This window comes from Streptomyces sp. NPDC001700 (assembly GCF_053596435.1).
The window spans coordinates 592,564-614,363 of the sequence record NZ_JBSFGE010000002.1; the positions used below are offsets into that span (position 1 = coordinate 592,564).

The 21,800-nt window shown below is 70.5% G+C and carries 16 protein-coding genes; 13 read left to right on the top strand and 3 right to left on the bottom strand.

Annotation, left to right across the window (positions count from 1 at the left end):
* Window position 1: 1 nt before the first annotated feature.
* The 7 genes from ACWC5C_RS05405 (at window position 2) to ACWC5C_RS05435 (ending at window position 6,930) form a co-directional block, all read left to right on the top strand.
* Entirely contained in the window at window positions 2–877 is an 876-nt protein-coding gene (locus tag ACWC5C_RS05405) for an ATP-binding cassette domain-containing protein (protein ID WP_450873889.1), read from the top strand.
* Window positions 878–1,090: 213 nt separating this feature from the next.
* The gene (locus tag ACWC5C_RS05410) at window positions 1,091–2,011 is read left to right on the top strand and encodes a sugar phosphate isomerase/epimerase family protein (protein WP_450873891.1); all 921 of its coding nucleotides are present in this window, start codon (window positions 1,091–1,093) and stop codon (window positions 2,009–2,011) included.
* A gap of 55 nt (window positions 2,012–2,066) precedes the next feature.
* Window positions 2,067–3,086: a Gfo/Idh/MocA family protein gene (locus ACWC5C_RS05415; protein WP_385437672.1), complete on the top strand. Its 1,020-nt coding sequence runs from the start codon at window positions 2,067–2,069 to the stop codon at window positions 3,084–3,086.
* An 85-nt stretch (window positions 3,087–3,171) separates the two neighbouring features.
* Window positions 3,172–4,029, top strand: coding sequence for a sugar phosphate isomerase/epimerase family protein (locus ACWC5C_RS05420; RefSeq protein ID WP_450873893.1), 858 nt, complete (start codon window positions 3,172–3,174; stop codon window positions 4,027–4,029).
* Window positions 4,030–4,058: 29 nt separating this feature from the next.
* Window positions 4,059–5,495, top strand: a complete 1,437-nt coding sequence (locus ACWC5C_RS05425) for a sugar porter family MFS transporter (protein WP_450873895.1) — start codon at window positions 4,059–4,061, stop codon at window positions 5,493–5,495.
* Window positions 5,496–5,564: 69 nt separating this feature from the next.
* Entirely contained in the window at window positions 5,565–6,587 is a 1,023-nt protein-coding gene (locus tag ACWC5C_RS05430; protein WP_450873897.1) for a Gfo/Idh/MocA family protein, read from the top strand.
* A gap of 139 nt (window positions 6,588–6,726) precedes the next feature.
* The gene (locus ACWC5C_RS05435) at window positions 6,727–6,930 is read left to right on the top strand and encodes a helix-turn-helix transcriptional regulator (protein WP_385437676.1); all 204 of its coding nucleotides are present in this window, start codon (window positions 6,727–6,729) and stop codon (window positions 6,928–6,930) included.
* Window positions 6,931–6,934: 4 nt separating this feature from the next.
* Here ACWC5C_RS05435 and ACWC5C_RS05440 read toward each other — a convergent pair whose 3' ends face one another.
* Window positions 6,935–9,286, bottom strand: a complete 2,352-nt coding sequence (locus tag ACWC5C_RS05440) for an MMPL family transporter (RefSeq protein ID WP_450873900.1) — start codon at window positions 9,284–9,286, stop codon at window positions 6,935–6,937.
* Window positions 9,287–9,462: 176 nt separating this feature from the next.
* Here ACWC5C_RS05440 and ACWC5C_RS05445 point away from each other — a divergent pair, with 176 nt between their 5' ends.
* The 3 genes from ACWC5C_RS05445 to ACWC5C_RS05455 all read left to right on the top strand — a co-directional run bounded on the left by ACWC5C_RS05445 (window position 9,463) and on the right by ACWC5C_RS05455 (window position 12,774).
* Complete coding sequence (locus tag ACWC5C_RS05445; protein WP_450873902.1) at window positions 9,463–10,113, top strand: TetR family transcriptional regulator; 651 nt, start codon at window positions 9,463–9,465, stop codon at window positions 10,111–10,113.
* A gap of 142 nt (window positions 10,114–10,255) precedes the next feature.
* On the top strand, window positions 10,256–10,477 hold the full coding sequence (locus ACWC5C_RS05450; RefSeq protein WP_385437679.1) for a heavy-metal-associated domain-containing protein: 222 nt from the start codon (window positions 10,256–10,258) through the stop codon (window positions 10,475–10,477).
* Complete coding sequence (locus tag ACWC5C_RS05455; RefSeq protein WP_450873904.1) at window positions 10,474–12,774, top strand: heavy metal translocating P-type ATPase; 2,301 nt, start codon at window positions 10,474–10,476, stop codon at window positions 12,772–12,774. The genes ACWC5C_RS05450 and ACWC5C_RS05455 overlap by 4 nt, the downstream gene beginning before the upstream one ends.
* A 410-nt stretch (window positions 12,775–13,184) precedes the next feature.
* On the opposite strand, the gene ACWC5C_RS05460 is transcribed toward ACWC5C_RS05455, so the two are convergent.
* The gene (locus ACWC5C_RS05460) at window positions 13,185–14,489 is read right to left on the bottom strand and encodes a citrate synthase (protein ID WP_385437681.1); all 1,305 of its coding nucleotides are present in this window, start codon (window positions 14,487–14,489) and stop codon (window positions 13,185–13,187) included.
* A gap of 174 nt (window positions 14,490–14,663) precedes the next feature.
* Window positions 14,664–16,871, bottom strand: coding sequence for an SF1B family DNA helicase RecD2 (recD2, locus tag ACWC5C_RS05465; protein WP_450873906.1), 2,208 nt, complete (start codon window positions 16,869–16,871; stop codon window positions 14,664–14,666).
* 209 nt (window positions 16,872–17,080) lie between these two features.
* Between recD2 and ACWC5C_RS05470 the strand changes: the two genes are divergently transcribed.
* The 3 genes from ACWC5C_RS05470 (at window position 17,081) to ACWC5C_RS05480 (ending at window position 21,667) form a co-directional block, all read left to right on the top strand.
* Window positions 17,081–18,097: a LacI family DNA-binding transcriptional regulator gene (locus ACWC5C_RS05470; protein WP_450873908.1), complete on the top strand. Its 1,017-nt coding sequence runs from the start codon at window positions 17,081–17,083 to the stop codon at window positions 18,095–18,097.
* 83 nt (window positions 18,098–18,180) lie between these two features.
* On the top strand, window positions 18,181–19,728 hold the full coding sequence (locus ACWC5C_RS05475; protein WP_450874014.1) for a sugar ABC transporter ATP-binding protein: 1,548 nt from the start codon (window positions 18,181–18,183) through the stop codon (window positions 19,726–19,728).
* Entirely contained in the window at window positions 19,718–21,667 is a 1,950-nt protein-coding gene (locus ACWC5C_RS05480; RefSeq protein ID WP_450873910.1) for an ABC transporter permease/substrate-binding protein, read from the top strand. The genes ACWC5C_RS05475 and ACWC5C_RS05480 overlap by 11 nt, the downstream gene beginning before the upstream one ends.
* The last annotated feature ends 133 nt before the right edge of the window (window positions 21,668–21,800 follow it).

Consider the following 21,800-nt stretch of genomic DNA (forward strand, 5'->3'; position numbering starts at 1 on the left):
AATGTCCGCCAACGACCTCACGAAGCCCGCCCCCGCCACCGACGAGGGCGCGACGGAGCCGGTGGTCCAGCTCAAGGGCGTCGGCAAGCTGTACGGCAACGTACGGGCCCTGGAGGGCATCGACCTCGACGTCCGGCCGGGCCAGGTGACCTGCGTCCTCGGCGACAACGGCGCGGGCAAGTCCACCCTCATCAAGATCATCTCCGGGCTGCACCAGCACGACGAGGGCGAGTACGTCGTCGACGGCAAGCCGGTGCGGCTGCACAACCCGCGCGAGGCCCTCGACCTCGGCATCGCCACCGTCTACCAGGACCTGGCGACGGTGCCCCTGATGCCGGTGTGGCGGAACTTCTTCCTCGGCTCCGAGCTGACCCGCGGCCCCTGGCCCGTCCGCCGCCTCGACATCGAGCGGATGAAGGAGACCACCCACGCCGAGCTGTCCGCCATGGGCATCCACCTGGACAACCTGGAACAACCCATCGGCACCCTCTCCGGAGGCCAGCGGCAGTCCGTGGCCATCGCGCGGGCGGTGTACTTCGGCGCCAGAGTGCTGATCCTGGACGAGCCCACCGCGGCCCTGGGCGTCAAGCAGTCGGGCGTCGTCCTGAAGTACATCGCGGCCGCCCGTGAGCGGGGCCTCGGCGTCATCTTCATCACCCACAACCCGCACCACGCGTACATGGTCGGCGACCACTTCTCGGTGCTGAGACTCGGCGCCCTGGAGCTGAACGCCGCCCGCGACGACGTCAGCCTCGAGGAACTCACCAACCACATGGCGGGCGGCACCGAGCTGGCCGCCCTCAAACACGAGCTGGCGCAGGTGCGCGGGGTCGATGTGGAGGAGCTTCCCGAGGCCGTCGACACCCCCTCGGCCTGACAGGACGTATCGACATGACGTACTGACATGACGTACTGACATTACGTCCGAATGTCCTGGCAAAGTCTTGACGGCCCCCGGTCCGGCCCGTAAAGCTGCCCAAACCAGCATGAAACGCGGGCCCCGACCACCACCGTGACCACCACCGAGCGCAAGCGACCCGCACTGCCCCCTTCCCCGGTCCCCCCGACCGGCGAGAGGAGACCCTCTTCCATGACTGCCGCCGCCTCCCCCGCACCCGCCCTGGACCGCATCCGGGTCGGCTCGGCCCCCGACTCCTGGGGGGTGTGGTTCCCGGACGACTCGCAGCAGGTCCCCTGGCAGCGCTTCCTCGACGAGGTCGCGGAGGCCGGTTACGAGTGGATCGAGCTGGGCCCGTACGGCTACCTGCCGACCGACCCCGCCCGGCTCACCGAGGAGATCACCCGCCGGAACCTCACCGTCTCGGCGGGCACGATCTTCACCTCGCTGCACCGCGGCCCCGACGTCTGGGACGCCACCTGGGAGCACGTCTCCCAGGTCGCCGAGCTGACCCGGGCCATGAACGCGAAGCACCTCGTGGTCATCCCCTCCTTCTGGCGCGACGACAAGACCGCCGAGATCATCGAGCCGCCCGAGCTGACCGCCGAGCAGTGGCGCCACCTGTCCACCGGCATGGAGCGCCTCGGCCGTGAGGTGCGCGAGCGCTTCGGGCTCGACATCGTCGTCCACCCGCACGCCGACACCCACATCGACGGCGAGGAGAACGTGGCCCGCTTCCTCGACGCCACCGACTCCGACCTGGTCAACCTCTGCCTGGACACCGGCCACTACGCCTACTGCGGCGGGGACAGCGTCAAGCTCATCGAGACCTACGGCGAGCGCATCGGCTACCTCCACCTCAAGCAGGTCGACCCGGAGATCCTGTCCGACGTGGTCAAGAACGGGGTGCCGTTCGGCCCGGCCGTCAAGCGCGGCGTGATGTGCGAGCCGCCGAAGGGCGTCCCGGAGCTGGAGCCGGTCCTGGCGGCCGCCCAGAAGCTGGACGTGGACCTGTTCGCCATCGTCGAGCAGGACATGTACCCCTGCCCGCCCGACCAGCCGTTCCCCATCGCCCAGCGCACCCGCCGCTTCCTGCGCTCCTGCGGCGCCTGACCCTCCGCCGATCTCTTAGATCCTCCGGACGAGCAGAAAGAGAAAAGAGACACCTATGACCCAGCAGGGCACGCTCGGGATCGCCGTCATCGGGACCGGCAAGATGGGCGCCGACCACGTCCGCCGCATCAACGACGTGATCAGCGGCGCCCGGGTGGCGGCCGTGGTCGACATCGACGAGGCGCGCGCCAAGGCCGTCGCCGACCTCTCCGAGGGCTGCCAGGCGTTCACCGACCCGGCCGCCGCCATGGCCGCGCCGGGCGTGGACGCGGTGCTCATCGCCTCGCCAGGGCCCGCGCACGAGGCCGCGCTGCTCAGCGCGTTCGAGCACGATCTGCCGGTGCTGTGCGAGAAGCCGCTGACCCCGGACTCGGCGTCCGCGCTGCGGGTGCTGGAGGCCGAGCAGCGGCTCGGTCACCGCCGTATCCAGGTCGGCTTCATGCGCCGCTACGACACCGAGTTCATGAAGCTCAAGGCGCTGCTCGCCTCCGGTGAGCTGGGCCGCCCGCTGCTGATGCACTGCCGCCACCGCAACGCCTCGGTGCACTCGTACTTCACCACCGAGATGCTGATCAACGACTCCGTGGTGCACGAGATGGACCAGTCGCGCTGGCTGCTGGAGCAGGAGATCGCCAACGTCACCGTGCTCAAGCCGACCCCCAACTCGAACGCCCCCGAGGGGCTTGCCGACCCCCAGCTGGTGATCTTCGAGACCACCGGCGGCGCGATCGTCAACGTCGAGATCTTCGCGAGCTGCGGCTTCGGCTACCAGGTCCAGGCCGAGGCGGTCTGCGAGCGCGGCACCGCGCGCGTCGGCGACGCCCACGGCATGCTCGTCAACCGCCCCGGCACCTGGGGCGGCGAGATCGCCCCCGACTTCGTGGCCCGCTTCGAGGAGGCGTACGACCGCGAGGTGCAGGCCTGGGTCAACGCCACCAAGCGCGGCGAGGTCGAGGGCCCGAGCGCCTGGGACGGCTACGCGGCGGCCGCCGTGTGCGAGGCGGGCGTGCGCGCGCAGACCACCGGTGAGCGCACCCCGGTCGACATGATCGTGCGCCCCGCCTTCTACGCCTGACGCTCCCGGGCGGGCCGGTCGCCGCCACGACCGGCCCGCCCCTTTCTCCCTCCCGTTCTCCCTGCTGGAAAGGTTTCTCCTTCTCATGAAGATCGCCCTCGACCCGCATATGCTGCGCAAAGGGCCGCTGCTCGAACTCCCGGCCCTCGTCGCCGAGCTGGGCTTCGAGTACATCGAGCTGTCCCCCCGGGACGACTTCATCCCCTTCTTCAAGCACCCGAGGGTCGACGACGGCACGGTGCGCCAGTTCCGCAAGGCGCTGGACACCGCCGGGGTGAAGATCTCCTCCGTACTGCCGCTGTTCCGCTGGTCAGGACCGGACGAGGACGAGCGCCAGGCCGCCGTCCGCTACTGGAAGCGGGCCATCCAGATCACCGCCGATCTGGGCGTGGACAGCATGATCTCGGAGTTCAACGGCCGCCCCGAGGACCCCAGCCGCAGCGAGGGCCAGTTCTGGCGGTCGATCGAGGAGCTGCTGCCGGTCTTCGAGCGCGAGTCCATCCGGCTGACGCTGGAGCCGCACCCCGATGACTTCATCGAGGAGGGGTACGAGGCGATCAACATGATCCGGGGCATCAACCACCCCCAGGTCTCCTACCTCTACTGCGCCCCGCACACCTTCCACCACGGCAATGACGCCCCCGGCCTGATCAAGCACGCGGGCGATCTGCTCACCCATGTGCATCTGGCCGACACCTTCGATCACACCGCGTCCTCGGGGCTGCGCTACATCATCAACCCGCCCGGCTCCACGGCCCGTATCCACCAGCACCTGGACATCGGGCAGGGCGAGGTCGACTTCGACGCGCTGTTCGGCGCGCTGCGCGACAACGACTTCGACGGCACGCTGACCTCCTGCGTCTTCGCCTGGGAGGACCGCGCCCGCGAATCGTCCCTCTTCATGCGCCGGAAGATCGACGAATACCTCTCCTCCTGGAAGTAGCAGGCACGTACCGAGGAGAGTTTCTGCGCATGACGACCGAAGGCCCCACCACGGTCCCCGCACCACCCACCGCCGGTCCGCAGGAATCGGCACCCCAACGGCACGCGCTCACGAAGATCGCCGTGATCTCCACGCTCGGCGGACTGCTCTTCGGCTATGACACCGGGGTCATCTCCGGTGCGCTGCTGTTCATGAAGGACGACCTGGGGCTCACGCCCTTCACCGAGGGGCTGGTCGTCAGCTCGCTCCTGGTCGGCGCCGCCTTCGGCGCGCTGACCGGCGGGCGACTCGCGGACGCCCTGGGCCGCCGCCTCACCCTGCTGCTCGCGGCCGTGCTCTTCGGGCTCGGCGCGCTCGGCACGGCGGTGGCCCCCGATGTGCCGCTGATGGTGATCTCCCGGGTGGTGCTCGGGCTCGCGGTCGGCTGTGCCTCGGCGGTGGTCCCGCTGTACATCGCCGAGATGGCACCCCCGCACCGGCGCGGTCGGCTCGTCACCCAGAACGAGCTGATGATCGTCACCGGTCAGCTGATCGCGTTCACCGTGAACGCCCTGATCGACCGGGTGTGGTCCGGCGAGCACATCTGGCGCTGGATGCTCGCGGTCGCGGCGGTGCCCGCCGTGCTGCTCTTCGTCGGCATGCTGTTCCTGCCGGACACCCCCCGCTGGTACGCGAGCCGGAGCCGGGACGCGGAGGCCCAGCGGGTGCTGCGCCGGACCCGGCCCAGGGCCGAGGCGGACGGCGAACTCGCGGCCATCCGCACCGCGATCGCCTCCGCCGCGCACCAGCCGAAGGCGAGCTGGACGGATCTGCGCACCCCGTGGATCCGGCGGCTCGCCCTCATCGGCGTGGGCATCGCCATCTGCCAGCAGATCACCGGCATCAACACGGTGATGTACTACGCGCCGTCCATCCTGGAGTCCACCGGACTCGGCACCAGCGCCTCGCTCGTCTCCACCATCTCGGTCGGCGTGATCTCGGTCGTCATGACCTTCGTGGGCATCTGGCTGCTGGGCCGGGCCGGACGCCGCCCGATGCTGATCGCCGGGCAGATCGGCACCACGACCTCGCTCTTCGTGCTCGGGCTGTGCTTCACGCTGCCGGAGTCCGGGGTGCGCAGCTATGTGGTGCTCACCTTCATGGTGGTCTTCGTGGCCTTCCAGCAGTGTCTGATCTCGCCCGTCACCTGGCTGATGCTGGCCGAGATCTTCCCGCTGCGGCTGCGCGGGTTCGTGATGGGCCTGTGCGTCTGGGTGCTGTGGATGGTGAACTTCGCGGTCGCGCAGACCTTCCCGCCGCTGGTGGCCGCCTGGGGCTCGACCGCCACGTTCTGGCTGTTCGCGATGTGCGGCATCGGCGCGATCGTCTTCTCCACCCGTTGTCTGCCGGAGACCAAGGGGCGCACGCTGGAGGAGATCGAGGCCGACCTGTGCGGCCCGGCCCGCCTCACTCCGCAGACCGACTGACGACTGACCGACTGACCGCCCCTTTACGACCTCAACGACCTCAACGACCTCAACGAGACGGGAACCCTTATGCGCATCGGATTCCTCGGCGCGGGCCGCATCGGCGCGTTCCACGCCGCCGCCCTGGCCGGTACGGACGGGGTCGACGAGCTGCTGATCGGTGACGCCGACGCCGGGCGGGCCGCCGAGGTCGCCGAGCGCGTCGGCGCCCGGGCCGCCGCGTCGGTGGACGCGGTCTTCGAGAGCGGCATCGACACCCTGGTGATCGCCACCCCGACCGTCACCCACGCCGATCTGATCACCCGGGCCGCCCACGCCGGGCTGCCCACGTACTGCGAGAAGCCCATCGCCCTGGACCTCGCGGGCACGGTCCGCGCGCTGCGCGAGGTCGAACGGGCCGGGACCATGCTCCAGATGGGGTTCCAGCGCCGGTTCGACGCCGGGTACCTGGCCGCGCGGGAGGCGCTGCGCAGCGGGCGGCTCGGCCGGGTGCACACCCTGCGGGCCGTCACCTCCGACGCCTCGCCCCCGCCGCCGGAGTTCCTGCCCCACTCGGGCGGGCTGATCCGGGACTGTCTGGTGCATGACTTCGACGCCGTGCGCTGGCTGACGGGCCGTGAGGTGGTGGAGGTGTTCGCGTCCGGCTCGGACGGCGGCGCCGCCTTCTTCCGCGAGGCGGGCGACGTCGATACGGCGGCGGCACTGCTCACCCTGGACGACGGCACGCTGGTCACCGCGACCGCCACCCGCTACAACGGGGCCGGTTACGACGTACGGATGGAACTGTCCGGGGAGCGCGACCAGTTCGTGGTCGGCCTGGACGACCGTACGCCGTTCACCTCCGCCGAACCGGGCGGTCCGCCCGGCCCCGCCCGGCCCTGGGCCAACTTCCTGGAGCGGTTCGAGTCCGCGTACCGGGCGGAGCTGGCGGCCTTCGTCAAGGCGGCCCGGGGCGAGGCCCCCAACCCGTGCTCCGGCCAGCAGGCGCTGTACGCCCTGCTGGTGGCCGAGGCCTGCGAGCTGTCCCGCCTGGAGCACCGCCCGGTCCAGCTCACCGAGATCACCAAACGCATGTCCGACCTGGAGGCGTGAGCCCCGGGGCCGTCGCGTCACCCGGCGGTCACAGGCGTCACATCTGCGCGCGGCTTACGTCACAGGTGTTCAACAGCCCCTAGCCGCCCGTCACCCGGCCTCGTTCACCGGACACAGGCCGAGTGAAAGGGCGCGTGTGATGACCGATCGAAGGCTGTGGTCCTACAAGGAGATCGCCGCACATATCGGTGTGCAGACCGACACCGTACGGTCCTATCGCAAGCACGGTCATATGCCGCCCCCCGATCTGGTGGAGGGCGGCAAACCGTATTGGTACGCGGATACGATCCGGGCCTGGGTGGCCCGCAGACCCGGCAACCGCCGCGCCCGGCGCGAGGATTAGGGGGTCAGTGGGTACTCACCCGGTCCCGATCCCGGTCCCGGCGCCGGTCCCCCTTCGTTCCCGGGACCGTGCCCGCATCCTCGCCGGGTTCGCCGGAGGGGGTGTCGTACGAGGGCGCGGACTCCCCCTCGCTCAGCCCGAACCGGGCGTGCAGGCGGCGCAGCGGGCCCGGGGCCCACCAGGTGGCGCGGCCGGTCAGCTTCATCACCGCCGGTACCAGCAGACTGCGCACCACCATCGCGTCCATCAGCACGGCCAGGGCGATACCGAGGCCGAGCATCTTGGTGTTGGTGACCCGCGAGGTGCCGATGGCCACCATGACCACGGCCAGGATCAGCGCCGCCGCCGTGATCAGCCCGCCGGTGCGCCGCAGTCCGAACTCCACCGCCGCCTCGTGGTTCCCGGTGCGCTCGTACTCCTCCTTGATGCGGGAGAGCAGGAAGACGCCGTAGTCCATGGAGAGCCCGAAGGCGACGCAGAACATGAGCACGGGCAGGGTCGTCTCTATGTCTCCGGAGCTGGTGAAGGCCAGCGGTCCGGACAGATGCCCCTCCTGGAAGACCCACACCATGGCGCCGAACATCGCGGTGAGGCTGAGCGCGTTGAGCAGCACGGCCTGGAGCGGGATCAGCAGGCTTCCGGTGAGCAGGAAAACCAGCAGCAGGGTGACGGCGATGATGATCGCGCCCGCCCAGGGGACCCGGTCGCCCAGGGACTCCTTGGTGTCCACCAGGACGGCGGCGGTGCCGGTCACGGAGGTCTGGAACGGGGGACTCTGGGCCCGGATGTCCCGCACCAGGTCCTGGGTGGCGGGCTCGACGCCCTCGCCCTTGGGCTGCACGCTGAGATACGCCGCGCCGCCGCCCGCGCGCGCCGCCTCGGCCGGGCCGGGCTTGCCCACCTGGCGGCCGTCCGCGAAGTGACCGGCCGGGCTGTCCACCCGCAGCACTCCGGGAAGGGCGGAGACCTTGGCGCTGTAGTCGGCGAGGGCCGCGGCCTCGGGCTTGCCCTCGGCGAGGATTTCCACCCCGCCGCCGGGTCCGCCCGCGAAGCCGTCCCGGATGTGCTGCTGGACGACGTGGGATTCGGCGCCGGAGGGCAGCTGGCGGTCGTCCGCGGTGCCGAACTCCACCCGCAGGAAGGGCAGCCCCAGCGCCACCAGCCCGGCGACGGTGGCCAGGGCGAAGATGGGGGCGCGGCGCATCACCAGCCGGGCGAACCGGCCCCAGCCCGCGCCAGGTTCGGCTCGCTCCGCAGCCGCGTCGGCGCTCTTGTCGGCCTGCCGACGGCGGCGCAGCAGTCGGGTGAGGTCCCACTTGTTGACGCGGTCGCCCAGCAGGATGAGCGCGGCGGGCAGCACCACCAGGGCGGCGGCCGCGGCGATGAGCACCACGGCGATGCCCGCGTAGGCGAAGGAGCGCAGGAAGTACTGCGGGAAGACCATCATCGCGGCGAGCGAGACGGCGACGGTGAGCGCCGAGAAGAGCACGGTCCGCCCGGCGGTGCGCAGGGTGGTGGCGACGGCCGGGAGGGTCTGCCCGCCCGCCGACAGCTCTTCGCGGAAGCGCCGCACGATGAACAGGGCGTAGTCGATGGCGAGTCCGAGGCCGAGCGCGGTGGTCAGGTTCTGCGCGAAGACCGAGACATCGGTGAACTCGGTGAGCACGCGCAGCACGGCGTCGGTGCCCAGGATGGCGATGACGCCGATGAGGAGCGGCAGCAGGGCGGCCACCGCGCTGCCGAAGACCATGACGAGCAGCACCAGGGTGACGGGCAGGGCCATCATCTCGGCGCGCAGCAGGTCTTCCTGGATGGTGGTCTGCATCTCCTGCTTGACCGCGACCGGTCCGCCGACGGAGACCTCGACCGGTCCGTGCCGCCCGCGCAGGTCGGGGGCGATCCGCTCCAGCGCCTTGCCCGCCGCGTTCTCGTCGCCGGTGACGCGGGCGGCGATGAGCGCCGAGCCGTGGTCCTTGCTGCGCAGGGCGGACGCGCCGGTATTCCAGTAGGAGGTGACGCCGGTGACGTCCTTCTCGGCCGCGAGCTTCTTGCCGAGCGCCCGGGCCTCGGCGGCGACCGCCGGGTCGTCCACCTTCTTGCCGCGGCCGTCGACGAGCAGGATGAGGTTGGGCTGTGAGGCGGGGAAGTGCTTCTCCAGCGCCTTGGTGGCGTACGAGGACTGGGACGCCGGGTCCTCCCAGCCGCCGCCCGACAGCCGGTCGGCGACTCCGCTTCCGGCCACGACGGCGAGCGCCGTGAAGAGCAGGGCGATCAGCAGGGACAGCCGTGGCCTGGCGGTGACCAGGCGGGTCCATCCTCCGATCCGCTCGCCGGGCGGCCGATTGACGTCGGTCATGACGCGGTGTCCCCTTCACCTGTGCCCATGCGGCCGCCCCCGCTCGGGCGAGCGGGCAGGCGGGCAGCATGGGTCGCTGATTGCCACGGACTGGCAAACACGAGCGACCGCTCGCATTTCTCAAGAATGCGAGCGGGCACTCGTGTTTGTCAATCGCACATGGGAAACTGTGGATTGTGACCGAGACCCAGGCAGCCCGACCCGCGACCCCGCGCCGCAGGCAGGCGCGCGGCGAGCGCCGGATCCAGCAGCTGCTGGACGCCGCCGCCAGCGTCTTCTGCCGCACCGGCTACGCCTCCGCGAGCACCAACGCGATCGCCCGCGAGGCCGGGGTCTCGCCCGGCACGCTGTACCAGTTCTTCCCGAACAAGGAGGCCATCGCCGTCGAGCTGGGCGACCGCCTCACCCAGCGGATGCGGGACACCCACGGCGTGGCCTTCGCCGAGGAGAACGCCGCGCTGCCGCTCGGCGAGATGCTGGACGTGGTCCTCGATCCGATGATCGAGTTCAACTGCGACAACCCCGTCTTCCTCACCCTGATCTGCTCGTCCGACGCCCCGGGCACGGTCGCCGAGGAGCACGCGGCACTGGCGGCCACGCTGCAGACCCGGGTCGAGGGGCTGATCGGCACCTACGCCCCCGAGCTGCCCCCGGAGCGCCGCACCCACATCGCGACCATGGGGTTCGCCCTGTTCAAGGCCGGGCTGGAGCTGATCCTCTCCCACGAGGGCAAGGACCGGGAGGCGTACATCACCGAGCTGAAGAACTGCCTGTACGGGTATCTGGCCCCCGTCGTCGGCACCGAGACACCGCCAGCCCAGCGCTGACCACCACCCGGCAACCCACCTCTGTGGCACCCCAGGCTTCCGGGAATACCCCCTAGGGGTATAAAGTTGAGACGTCAGGGGGCGCTGCGCCAACCGGCGTCCCTCGCGTACCGTCAGCCACTCCCCCACAGAGGAGAAGTCCATGAGCTCCGAGGCGAACACCGTCACCGCCGTCTACCAGGTGACCGGCATGACCTGCGGCCACTGCGAGGGTGCCGTCGCCGAGGAAATCGGCGCCCTCGACGGCGTCAGCTCCGTCAAGGCCGTGGCCTCCACCGGCCAGGTCACCGTTGTCTCGACCGCCCCGCTGGACGCCGAAGCCGTCCGCGCCGCCGTCGACGAAGCGGGTTACGAACTCGCATGACCATCACGGCTCCCGCCGCCGGGCACGAGGCGCGGGTCGAGCTGGCCATCGGCGGCATGACCTGCGCTTCCTGCGCGGCGCGCATCGAGAAGAAGCTCAACCGGCTGGACGGGGTCACCGCCACGGTGAACTACGCCACCGAGAAGGCCCAGGTCTCCTACGGCGGCGGGGTCGAGGTCGCGGACCTCATCGCCACGGTCATCAAGACCGGCTACACCGCCGAGGAACCGCCTCCCGCCGAGCCCGAGCCCGCCCCCGAGGCCGACCCCGCCGAGGTCAGCGGCACCGAAGCCCCGGCGCCGGGCGAGCACGACCCGCTGCGCCACCGCATGCTCGTCTCGCTCGCCCTCTCCCTGCCGGTCGTGGTGCTGGCGATGGCGCCCTCGCTCCAGTTCGACAACTGGCAGTGGCTCTCGCTGACCCTCGCGGCGCCCGTCGTCGTCTGGGGCGGTACGCCCTTCCACAAGGCCGCCTGGACGAACGCCCGGCACGGCGCGGCCACCATGGACACCCTGGTCTCGCTCGGCACCCTCGCGGCGCTCGGCTGGTCCGTATGGGCCCTGTTCTTCGGCGACGCGGGCATGCCCGGCATGCAGCACGGCTTCGATCTCACCGTCACCCGTGCGAACGGCTCGTCCTCGATCTATCTGGAGGCGGCCGCCGGAGTCACCACCTTCATCCTCATCGGCCGCTATCTGGAGGCGAAGTCCAAGCGGCGGGCGGGAGCGGCCCTGCGCGCCCTGATGGAGCTGGGCGCCAAGGACGTCGCCGTGCTGCGCGGAGGCCGCGAGGTGCGCATCCCGGTGCGCGAACTGGCGGTCGGCGACCGCTTCGTCGTACGCCCCGGCGAGAAGATCGCCACCGATGGCACGGTGGTCGAGGGCCGCTCGGCCGTCGACGCCTCGATGCTGACCGGCGAGTCCGTTCCGGTGGACGTCGCGGTGGGCGACACGGTCGCGGGCGCGACCGTCAACACGGCGGGCCGCGTCGTCGTGGAGGCCACCCGGGTCGGCGCCGACACCCAGCTGTCCCGGATGGCCCGCCTGGTGGAGGACGCGCAGAACGGCAAGGCCGAGGTGCAGCGGCTCGCCGACCGGGTCTCCGGCGTCTTCGTGCCGATCGTGCTGCTGATCGCCGTGGGCACCCTGCTGGCCTGGTGGCTGACGACGGACGACGCGACCGCCGCGTTCACCGCCGCCGTCGCCGTCCTGATCATCGCCTGCCCGTGCGCCCTGGGCCTGGCCACCCCGACCGCGCTCATGGTCGGCACCGGCCGCGGCGCGCAGCTCGGCATCCTCATCAAGGGCCCCGAAGTGCTGGAGTCGACCCGCCGGGTGGACACCGTCGTCCTCGACAAGACCGGCACCGTGACCACCGGCAGGATGCGGCTGCACCAGGTCATCCCGGCCCCGCGCACCAGCGAGGACGAGCTGCTGCGGCTCGCGGGCGCGGTGGAGCACGCCAGCGAGCACCCCATCGCCCGCGCCATCGCGGACGGCGCGGCCGAGCGCACCAGGGCGCTCCCGGCGCCCGAGAGCTTCGATTCCGTCCCCGGGCTCGGCGTCCAGGGCACCGTGGACGGACACGCGGTGCTCGTCGGCCGCGACCAGCTGCTCGCCCAGTGGTCCATCGACCTGCCGCAGGAGCTGGCCGCCGCCAAGGCCACGGCCGAGGCGGAGGGCCGTACGGCGGTCGCCGTGGCCTGGGACGGGCGCGCCCGCGGCGTCCTGACCGTCGCCGACGCGGTCAAGGAGACCAGCGCCGAGGCCGTCACCCAGCTGCGCGCCCTCGGCCTCACCCCGGTGCTGCTGACCGGTGACAACCGGCGCGTGGCCGAGTCGGTCGCCCGCGAGGTCGGCATCGACGAGGTCATCGCCGAGGTGCTGCCGGAGGACAAGGTCGCCGTCGTGAAGCGGCTGCAGGACGAGGGCCGTACGGTCGCCATGGTCGGCGACGGGGTCAACGACGCCGCCGCCCTGGCCACCGCCGACCTCGGGCTCGCCATGGGCACGGGGACGGACGCGGCGATCGAGGCGGGCGACCTCACGCTCGTCCGGGGCGACCTGCGGGTGGCCGCCGACGCGATCCGGCTGGCCCGGCGGACCCTCGGCACGATCAAGGGCAACCTGTTCTGGGCGTTCGGCTACAACGTCGCGGCGCTGCCGCTTGCCGCTGCGGGCCTGCTCAACCCGATGATCGCGGGCGCCGCGATGGCGTTCTCGTCCGTGTTCGTCGTGAGCAACAGTCTGCGACTGCGGTCCTTCACGGCGTCCACGGTCTCCACCAAGTCCCCATAAGCCGCACAACACCCATACACAAGAGTCTTGATCTTTGAATCGAGGCTCTTGCCCTTTACGCCCGTATATGGCAAGAGACGCAGATCACAGACAACCCAACGTAACCATTGCGGGGGGTCGTGAGTCTAATGGGGCGGTGAGGATACGTCTTGGGGGACGCATCCTGCTACGCGTGGCCGGGGCGACGTACCCGGGGAGCTTTGAGCGGCCCTCCCGTACGTACGCGTCCCGGCAGATCGCGGCCGCGCAAGCCCGTAGGGCCCACTGAACGCCCGGGCCGGATCCCGTGGGGGGAATCCGAACCGGGACAAGGGAAGCGCCCCGCTCCGACCCGTGGGGGGATCGGTAGCGGGGCGCTTCTCGTTTGCTCTTTTAGCGCTTGGTCCGGCCTTCAGCGCTTGGCTCGGCCTTTAGCGCTGCTCCACCGGGACGAAGTCGCGCTCGACGACGCCCGTGTAGATCTGGCGCGGGCGGCCGATGCGGGAGCCCGGCTCCTTGATCATCTCGTGCCACTGGGCGATCCAGCCCGGCAGCCGGCCGAGCGCGAACAGCACGGTGAACATCTCGGTCGGGAAGCCCATCGCCCGGTAGATCAGACCGGTGTAGAAGTCCACGTTCGGGTAGAGCTTGCGCTCGACGAAGTAGTCGTCGGCGAGCGCGTGCTCCTCAAGCTTGAGCGCGATGTCGAGCAGCTCGTCGGACTTGCCGAGCGCGGAGAGGACGTCGTGCGCCGCAGACTTGATGATCTTCGCCCGGGGGTCGAAGTTCTTGTAGACGCGGTGCCCGAAGCCCATGAGCTTCACGCCGTCTTCCTTGTTCTTCACCTTGCGGATGAAGGTGTCGACATCGCCGCCGGACGCCTGGATGCCCTCGAGCATCTCCAGCACCGACTGGTTGGCGCCGCCGTGCAGCGGGCCCCACAGGGCGTTGATGCCCGCCGAGATGGAGGCGAACATGTTGGCCTGCGAGGAGCCGACGAGCCGGACCGTGGAGGTCGAACAGTTCTGCTCGTGGTCGGCGTGCAGGATCAGCAGCTTGTCGAGCGCGCTGACCACGACCGGGTCGAGGTCGTACTCCTGAGCCGGGACCGAGAACGTCATCCGCAGGAAGTTCTCGACATAGCTGAGGTCGTTGCGCGGGTAGACGAACGGGTGGCCGACCGACTTCTTGTACGCGTACGCCGCGATGGTCGGCAGCTTGGCCAGCAGCCGGATCGTCGACAGGTTGCGCTGCTTCTCGTCGAACGGGTTGTGGCTGTCCTGGTAGAACGTCGACAGCGCGCTGACCACGGAGGACAGCATCGCCATCGGGTGCGCGTCCCGCGGGAAGCCGTCGTAGAACCGTTTGACGTCTTCGTGGAGCAGCGTGTGACGGGTGATGTCCTCGCGGAACGCCGCGAGTTCGTCGACCGTCGGCAGTTCGCCATTGATCAGGAGGAAGGCCGTCTCCACGAAGGAGGCGCGCTCCGCCAGCTGCTCGATGGGGTACCCGCGGTAGCGCAGGATGCCCTGCTCACCGTCCAGGTAAGTGACGCCGGACTTGTACGCGGCGGTGTTGCCGTAACCGGAGTCCAGGGTCACCAGACCGGTCTGGGCGCGCAGCTTGCCGATGTCGAAGCCCTTGTCGCCGACGGTGCTGTCGACCACCGGGTAGGTGTATTCGTCGTCTCCGTACCGCAGTACTACAGAGTTGTCGTCGCTCACGTCATCCCTCACCGACGTCTGGTTCTCTTCCTCGAGGTGCCCTGACTCCCCCCACCTTCCCCTACTCGGGTGATGAGTGTGCACTCGGGGTCGACTGAAGGGCCTTTTGGCGGCACTCAGTGCCGCCTACACGGCCATCCTGCCCCGTTCGTCACCGTTCGGAAACCCTCTTGACACCCTCGACTCCTATGTCCCGCCGAGCCGGTGATCCAGCGCCGTACAGCGTCTGCCCGCCGAGACGGTACGCACCGCCTGCCCGAGCGCACGGCGCGAGCCGACCAGCACCACAAGGCGCTTGGCCCGGGTCACCGCCGTATACAGCAGGTTCCGCTGCAACATCATCCAGGCCCCGGTGGTCACCGGGATCACGACGGCCGGGTACTCACTGCCCTGGGAGCGGTGGATGGTCACCGCATAGGCGTGAGCCAGTTCGTCCAGCTCGTCGAAGTCGTACGGCACCTCCTCGTCCTCGTCGGTCAGCACGGTCAGCCGCTGCTCGTCGTTGTCGAGAGAGGCGACGACTCCCACCGTGCCGTTGAAGACTCCATTGGCCCCCTTCTCATAATTGTTGCGGATCTGGGTCACCTTGTCGCCGACGCGGAAGACCCGGCCGCCGAACCGCCGCTCCGCGACGTCCGGCCGGGCCGGGGTGATGGCCTGCTGCAACAGTCCGTTGAGCGTGCCCGCGCCCGCCGGACCGCGGTGCATCGGGGCGAGGACCTGCACGTCACGGCGGGGATCGAGGCCGAACTTCGCGGGGACGCGGCGGGCCGCGACATCCACCGTGAGCCGCCCGGCCTCCTCCGTGTCGTCCTCCACGAAGAGGAAGAAGTCCGACAGGCCCTGGGTGATCGGCGGGGTCCCGGAATTGATCCGGTGGGCGTTGGTGACCACCCCGGACTGCTGGGCCTGGCGGAAGATCCGGGTCAGCCGGACGGCGGGCACCGGGCTGCCGTCGGCCAGCAGATCGCGCAGCACTTCCCCGGCGCCGACGCTCGGCAGCTGGTCCACATCCCCCACGAACAGCAGATGGGCACCGGGCGGGACCGCCTTGACCAGCTTGTTGGCCAGCAGCAGGTCGAGCATCGAGGCCTCGTCGACGACCACCAGGTCGGCGTCGAGGGGGCGGTCCTTGTCGTACGCGGCGTCCCCGCCGGGCTTCAGCTCCAGCAGCCGGTGCACCGTGGACGCCTCGGCGCCGGTCAGCTCGGCGAGCCGCTTGGCGGCCCGGCCGGTGGGGGCCGCGAGCACCACCTTGGCCTTCTTGGCGCGGGCCAGCTCCACCACGGACCGCACGGTGAACGACTTGCCGCAGCCGGGGCCGCCGGTGAGCACCGCGACCTTCTCGGTGAGCGCGAGCCGCACCGCCTGGCTCTGCTCGGGGGCCAGATCGGCGCCGGTGCGCTGGGCGAGCCAGCTCAGCGCCGCGTCCCAGTCGACGCCCTGGAAGGCGGGCATCCGGTCCTCGTCTGTGCGCAGCAGCCGCCGCACCTGACCGGCGAGCGAGATCTCGGCGCGGTGGAAGGGCACCAGATAGACCGCCGAGACCGGCTCGCCGTCCTCAGGGCCCGGCACCGGCTCGCGGACCACACCCTCGTCCTCGGTGGCCAGCTCGCCCAGGCAGTCGATGACCAGCCCGGTGTCGACCTGGAGCAACTTCACGGCATCGCCGATCAGTTGCTCCTCGGGGAGATAGCAGTGGCCCTGGTCGGCAGACTGGGACAGCGCGTACTGCAGACCGGCCTTGACCCGGTCGGGGCTGTCGTGCGGGATGCCGACCGACTGGGCGATCTTGTCGGCGGTGAGGAAGCCGATGCCCCAGACGTCGGACGCCAGTCGATACGGCTCGTTCTTCACTATCGCGATCGACGCGTCGCCGTATTTCTTGTAGATCCGCACCGCGATGGAGGTGGAGACGCCGACGCCCTGGAGGAAGACCATGACCTCCTTGATGGCCTTCTGCTCCTCCCACGCGGCGGCGATCATCTTGGTCCGCTTGGGGCCCAGGCCCGGGACCTCGACCAGCCGCTTGGGCTGCTCTTCGATGACATCGAGGGTGTCGACGCCGAAGTGCTCGGTGATCCGGTCGGCGATGCGCGGGCCGATGCCCTTGATGAGCCCCGAGCCCAGATAGCGCCGGATGCCCTGCACGGTGGCGGGCAGGACGGTCTGGTAATTCTCGACGGTGAACTGTTTGCCATATTGCGGATGAGAACCCCAGCGGCCCTCCATCCGCAGCGACTCCCCCGGCTGCGCGCCCAGCAGCGAGCCGACGACGGTCAGCAGATCGCCCGAGCCACGGCCGGTGTCGACCCGGGCCACCGTGTACCCGTTCTCCTCATTGGCGTAGGTGATCCGCTCCAGAACCCCTTCGACCACCGCGAGTTTGAGCATGCGTCGACCGTACCGCCCGGGGCGGACACCGGTCCCGGGCGAATGCCGGGCCTGTGGATAACCGGGCGGCGGGCGCTCCGGGGCAGGGGGCAGGGCGGAACATCACAATCCAGTTTCGGCCGGTTCCGGCATCTTGCCCCGGCCCCGTGTAATCGATTCCAATCTCCTCGGCGTCATCGATGTAATCGATTCCACGAGGAGGTGGGGCGATGCCGGCCATCAAGGACGTGGCGCAGCGCGCCGGGGTCTCCGTCGCGACGGTCTCCCGGGTGCTCAACGACCACCCGGCCGTCCGTACGGACACCCGGGACAAGGTGCTCGCCGCCGTCGCCGACCTCGGCTACCGGCCCAACGCCGTCGCCCGCTCGCTGCGCACCCATCAGACCCGCGCCCTCGGGCTGGTCATCAGCGATGTGCTGAACCCTTTCTTCACCGAGCTGGCCCGCTCGGTCGAGGACGCGGCCAGGGACCGGGGCTACAGCGTCGTCATCGGCAACGCCGACGAGCGGCCCGACCTCCAGGACCACCACGTCCGCACCCTGGTGGACCGCCGTATCGACGGCCTGCTGGTCAGCCCCACCGACGGCGGCTCCCCGCTGATGCTGGACGCCGCCCGCGCCGGGACGCCCATGGTCTTCGTCGACCGCTGGATCGAGGGCGAGGGACTGGACGAGGTGCCCGTGGTGCGCACCGACGGCGGGGACGCGGTCCGCGATCTGGTCGCCCATCTGCACGCCCTCGGCCACCGCAGGCTCGCCATCATCGCGGGCCCGGCCGCCACCACCACCGGACGCGAGCGGGTGGACGCCTTCCGCTCCGCCCTGCGCGAGTTCGGCCTCGCCCTGCCCGCCGACTACATCGGCCAGGGCGACTTCCAGGCCGACAGCGGGCGGCGGGTGACCGCCCGCTTCCTCGATCTGCCCCAGCCCCCCGAAGCGGTCTTCGCCGCCGACAATCTGATGGCGCTCGGCGCGATGGACGAGATCCGCTCGCGCGGGCTGCGGGTGCCCGACGACGTGGCGCTCGCCGCGTTCGACGACATCCCGTGGTTCGTCCACACCGATCCGCCGATCACCGCCATCGCCCAGCCCACCGGAGACCTCGGCCACGCCGCCGTGCGCGCGCTGATCGACCGCGTCGAGGGGCGGCCCGCCGCATCGGTGACCCTCTCCGCCCGCCTGGTCCCCCGCCGCTCCTGCGGCGAGCCCGAAGGGAGCACGCCATGACCACGACGCCCAGCCCCGAACCGGAACCGGCGCCGCCCGCGCCCACGGACGGCCCCGCGGACCAGGGGGTGGAGATCCTGCGGATGGAGGGGGTCCGGAAGACGTTCCCGGGCGTGGTCGCGCTGGACGGCGTCGACTTCGACCTCCGCCGTGGCGAAGTGCACGTACTCCTCGGCGAGAACGGCGCGGGCAAGAGCACGCTGATCAAGATGCTCTCCGGTGCGCACCGCCCGGACGGCGGGCGCGTGCTGGTCGACGGCAGCCCGGTCCGTATCAACGGGGCGCAGGACGCCGAGCGGCTGGGCATCGCCACCATCTACCAGGAGTTCAACCTCGTCCCCGACCTCAGCGTCGCCGAGAACATCTTCCTGGGCCGCCAGCCGCGCCGCTTCGGGGTGGTCAACCGTACGAAGATGGACGAGCGGGCCGCCGAACTCCTCGCCCGCGTCGGCGTGGACGTCTCCCCCCGGACCCGCGTCCGCGACCTCGGGATCGCCCGGCTGCAGATGGTCGAGATCGCCAAGGCGCTCTCCCTGAACGCCCGCGTGCTCATCATGGACGAGCCGACCGCCGTGCTCACCACGGAGGAGGTCGACAAGCTCTTCCGTATCGTCCGCACGCTGCGCGCGGACGGCGTGGGCGTCGTCTTCATCACCCACCACCTGGAGGAGATCGCCGCCCTGGGCGACCGCGTGACCGTCCTGCGCGACGGCCGCAGCGTCACCCAGGTCCCGGCCGCCACCTACAGGGACGAACTGGTGCGCCTGATGGTCGGGCGGTCCATCGAGCAGCAGTACCCGAGGGAGCGTCCCGAGGCCGAAGGCGACGGCGTGCCGTTGCTGAAGGTCCGGGGGCTCGGCCGGGGCGGCAGCTTCCAGGACATCGGCTTCGAGGTGCGCGCCGGAGAGGTGGTCGGCCTCGCCGGACTCGTCGGGGCGGGCCGTACCGAGGTCGTACGGGCGCTCTTCGGCGCCGATCCGTACGACACCGGCACCGTCGAGGTCGCGGGCACCCCGCTGCCCCGCCATGACGTGGTGGCCGCGATGGACGCCGGGATCGGCCTCGTCCCCGAGGACCGCAAGGGCCAGGGGCTGGTCCTGGACGCGTCCGTGCAGGAGAACCTGGGCCTGGTCACGCTGCGCGGCGCCACCCGCGCCGGGCTCGTCGACCGGGCCGGGCAGCGCCGCGCGGCGGAGCGCGTCGCCGAACAGCTGGCGGTCCGGATGGCCGGGCTCGACCAGTCGGTACGCACCCTCTCCGGCGGCAATCAGCAGAAGATCGTCATCGGCAAGTGGCTGCTCGCCGACAGCAAGGTGCTCATCCTCGACGAGCCGACCCGCGGCATCGACGTGGGCGCCAAGGTCGAGATCTATCAGCTCATCAACGAACTCACGGCGTCCGGCCACGCCGTCCTGATGATTTCCAGCGACCTCCCCGAGGTGCTGGGCATGAGCGACCGCGTCCTGGTCATGGCCCAGGGCCGGATCGCCGGAGAGCTGACCGCGCGGGAAGCGACCCAGGACGCCGTCATGGCCCTGGCGGTGAAGGACGTCAAGGGCGTCGAAGGAAGCACAGACGGCGACGACGAAGGCGTCGGCGCCAACGAAAAGGAGGGCTCCCGTGGCCACTGACACGCTCGCGTCCACGAAGGACCCCGGGAGCCCGGCCGTGCTGCGCCGTGTGCTGCTCGACAACGGCGCGCTGAGCGCCCTGGTGCTGCTGGTGGCGGCCATGTCGCTGCTGTCCGGCGACTTCCTCACCACCGACAATCTCCTCAACGTCGGCGTCCAGGCGGCGGTCACCGCGATCCTCGCCTTCGGCGTCACCTTCGTCATCGTCTCCGCGGGCATCGATCTGTCGGTCGGCTCGGTGGCCGCGCTGTCCGCCACCGTGCTCGCCTGGTCGGCGAGTTCACAGGGGCTGCCGGTGTGGCTCGCGGCGCTGCTCGCCGTCGCCACGGGTGTCGCGTGCGGCCTGGTCAGCGGGGCCCTGGTGTCCTTCGGCAAACTGCCGCCGTTCATCGCCACGCTCGCGATGCTGTCGGTCGGCCGGGGCCTCGCCCTGGTCATCTCGCAGGGCAGCCCCATCTCCGTCCCGGACTCGGTGTCCGGCCTCGGTGACACGCTCGGCGGCTGGCTGCCGGTTCCGGTGCTCGTGATGATCGCGATGGGCCTGATCACCTCCGGGGTGCTGGGCCGTACGTACGCGGGCCGCGCGATGTACGCGATCGGCGGCAACGAGGAGGCGGCCCGGCTCTCCGGCATCCGGGTGGGCCGCCAGAAGCTGGTCATCTACGCCCTGTCCGGCGGCTTCGCCGCGATCGCGGGCATCGTCCTCGCCTCCCGGCTCTCCTCCGCGCAGCCGCAGGCGGCGGTCGGCTACGAACTGGACGCGATCGCCGCGGTCGTCATCGGCGGCGCGAGCCTGTCCGGCGGCGTCGGCAAGGCGTCCGGCACGCTCATCGGCGCGCTGATCCTGGCCGTGCTGCGCAACGGGCTCAACCTGCTGGAGGTCTCCGCCTTCTGGCAGCAGGTCGTCATCGGTGTCGTCATCGCGCTCGCGGTCCTGCTCGACACGGTGCGACGGCGCGCCGGGGCGCGGCCCGCGGCGCCGGGAGCGTCGGCCGGTGGACCGTCCGGTGGCGGCCGTAAGACGGCCATGAACGCCGGGAAGTTCGCGGTGGCCGCCGTGGTCGTCGCCGCGTTCGCCTTCGGCTCGTCGCTGTGGCACTCCGGTTCGGACAGCGGCGCGAAGACCAAGGTGGGGCTGTCGGTCTCGACCCTCAACAACCCCTTCTTCGTCCAGCTCAAGTCGGGCGCCCAGGCCGAAGCCAAGCGCGCCGGGATCAGCCTCACCGTCACCGACGCCCAGAACGACGCCTCCCAGCAGGCCAATCAGATACAGAACTTCACCAGCCAGAACATGAAGTCGATCATCATCAACCCGGTCGACTCGGACGCGGCGAGCCCGTCCGTGAAGACCGCCAACAAGGCCGGTATCCCGGTGCTCGCCGCCGACCGCACGGTCAACAAGGCGGACATCGCGTCCCTGGTGGCATCCGACAACATCGAGGGCGGCAAGCTCGCCGCCAGGACGCTGGCCGAACGGCTCGGCGGCAAGGGCAAGATCCTGGTCCTCCAGGGCGTCGCCGGTACATCGGCCTCGCGCGAGCGCGGCCAGGGCTTCGCGGAGGGGCTGAAGGAGTACCCGGGCATCGAGGTCGTCGGCAAGCAGCCCGCGGACTTCGACCGCACCAAGGCCCTGGACGTGACCACCAACCTGCTCCAGGCCCACTCCGGCGTCGACGGCGTCTTCGCCGAGAACGACGAGATGGCGCTCGGCGCGATCAAGGCGCTGGGCTCCAAGGCGGGCAAGTCCGTGAAGGTCGTCGGCTTCGACGGCGAACCGGACGGGCTCAAGGCGGTGAAGAACGGCACGATGACCGCGACCGTCGCCCAGCAGCCCGAGGAGCTGGGACGGCTGGTCGTACGGAACGCGATCAAGGCCGCGAAGGGTCAGAAGATCGCCGGGACGGTCAAGGTCCCGGTGAAGGTCGTCGCCGCGAAGTGACGTCTCCGGCGACAGCTGACAATGATCGGCTGACAGGTATCAGCTGACGCGTAACAGCTGACAGGTATCGGCTGACAGACATCGGCTGACACCTAACAGCTGACAGGTATCAGCTGACAGCTGACAATCTTGG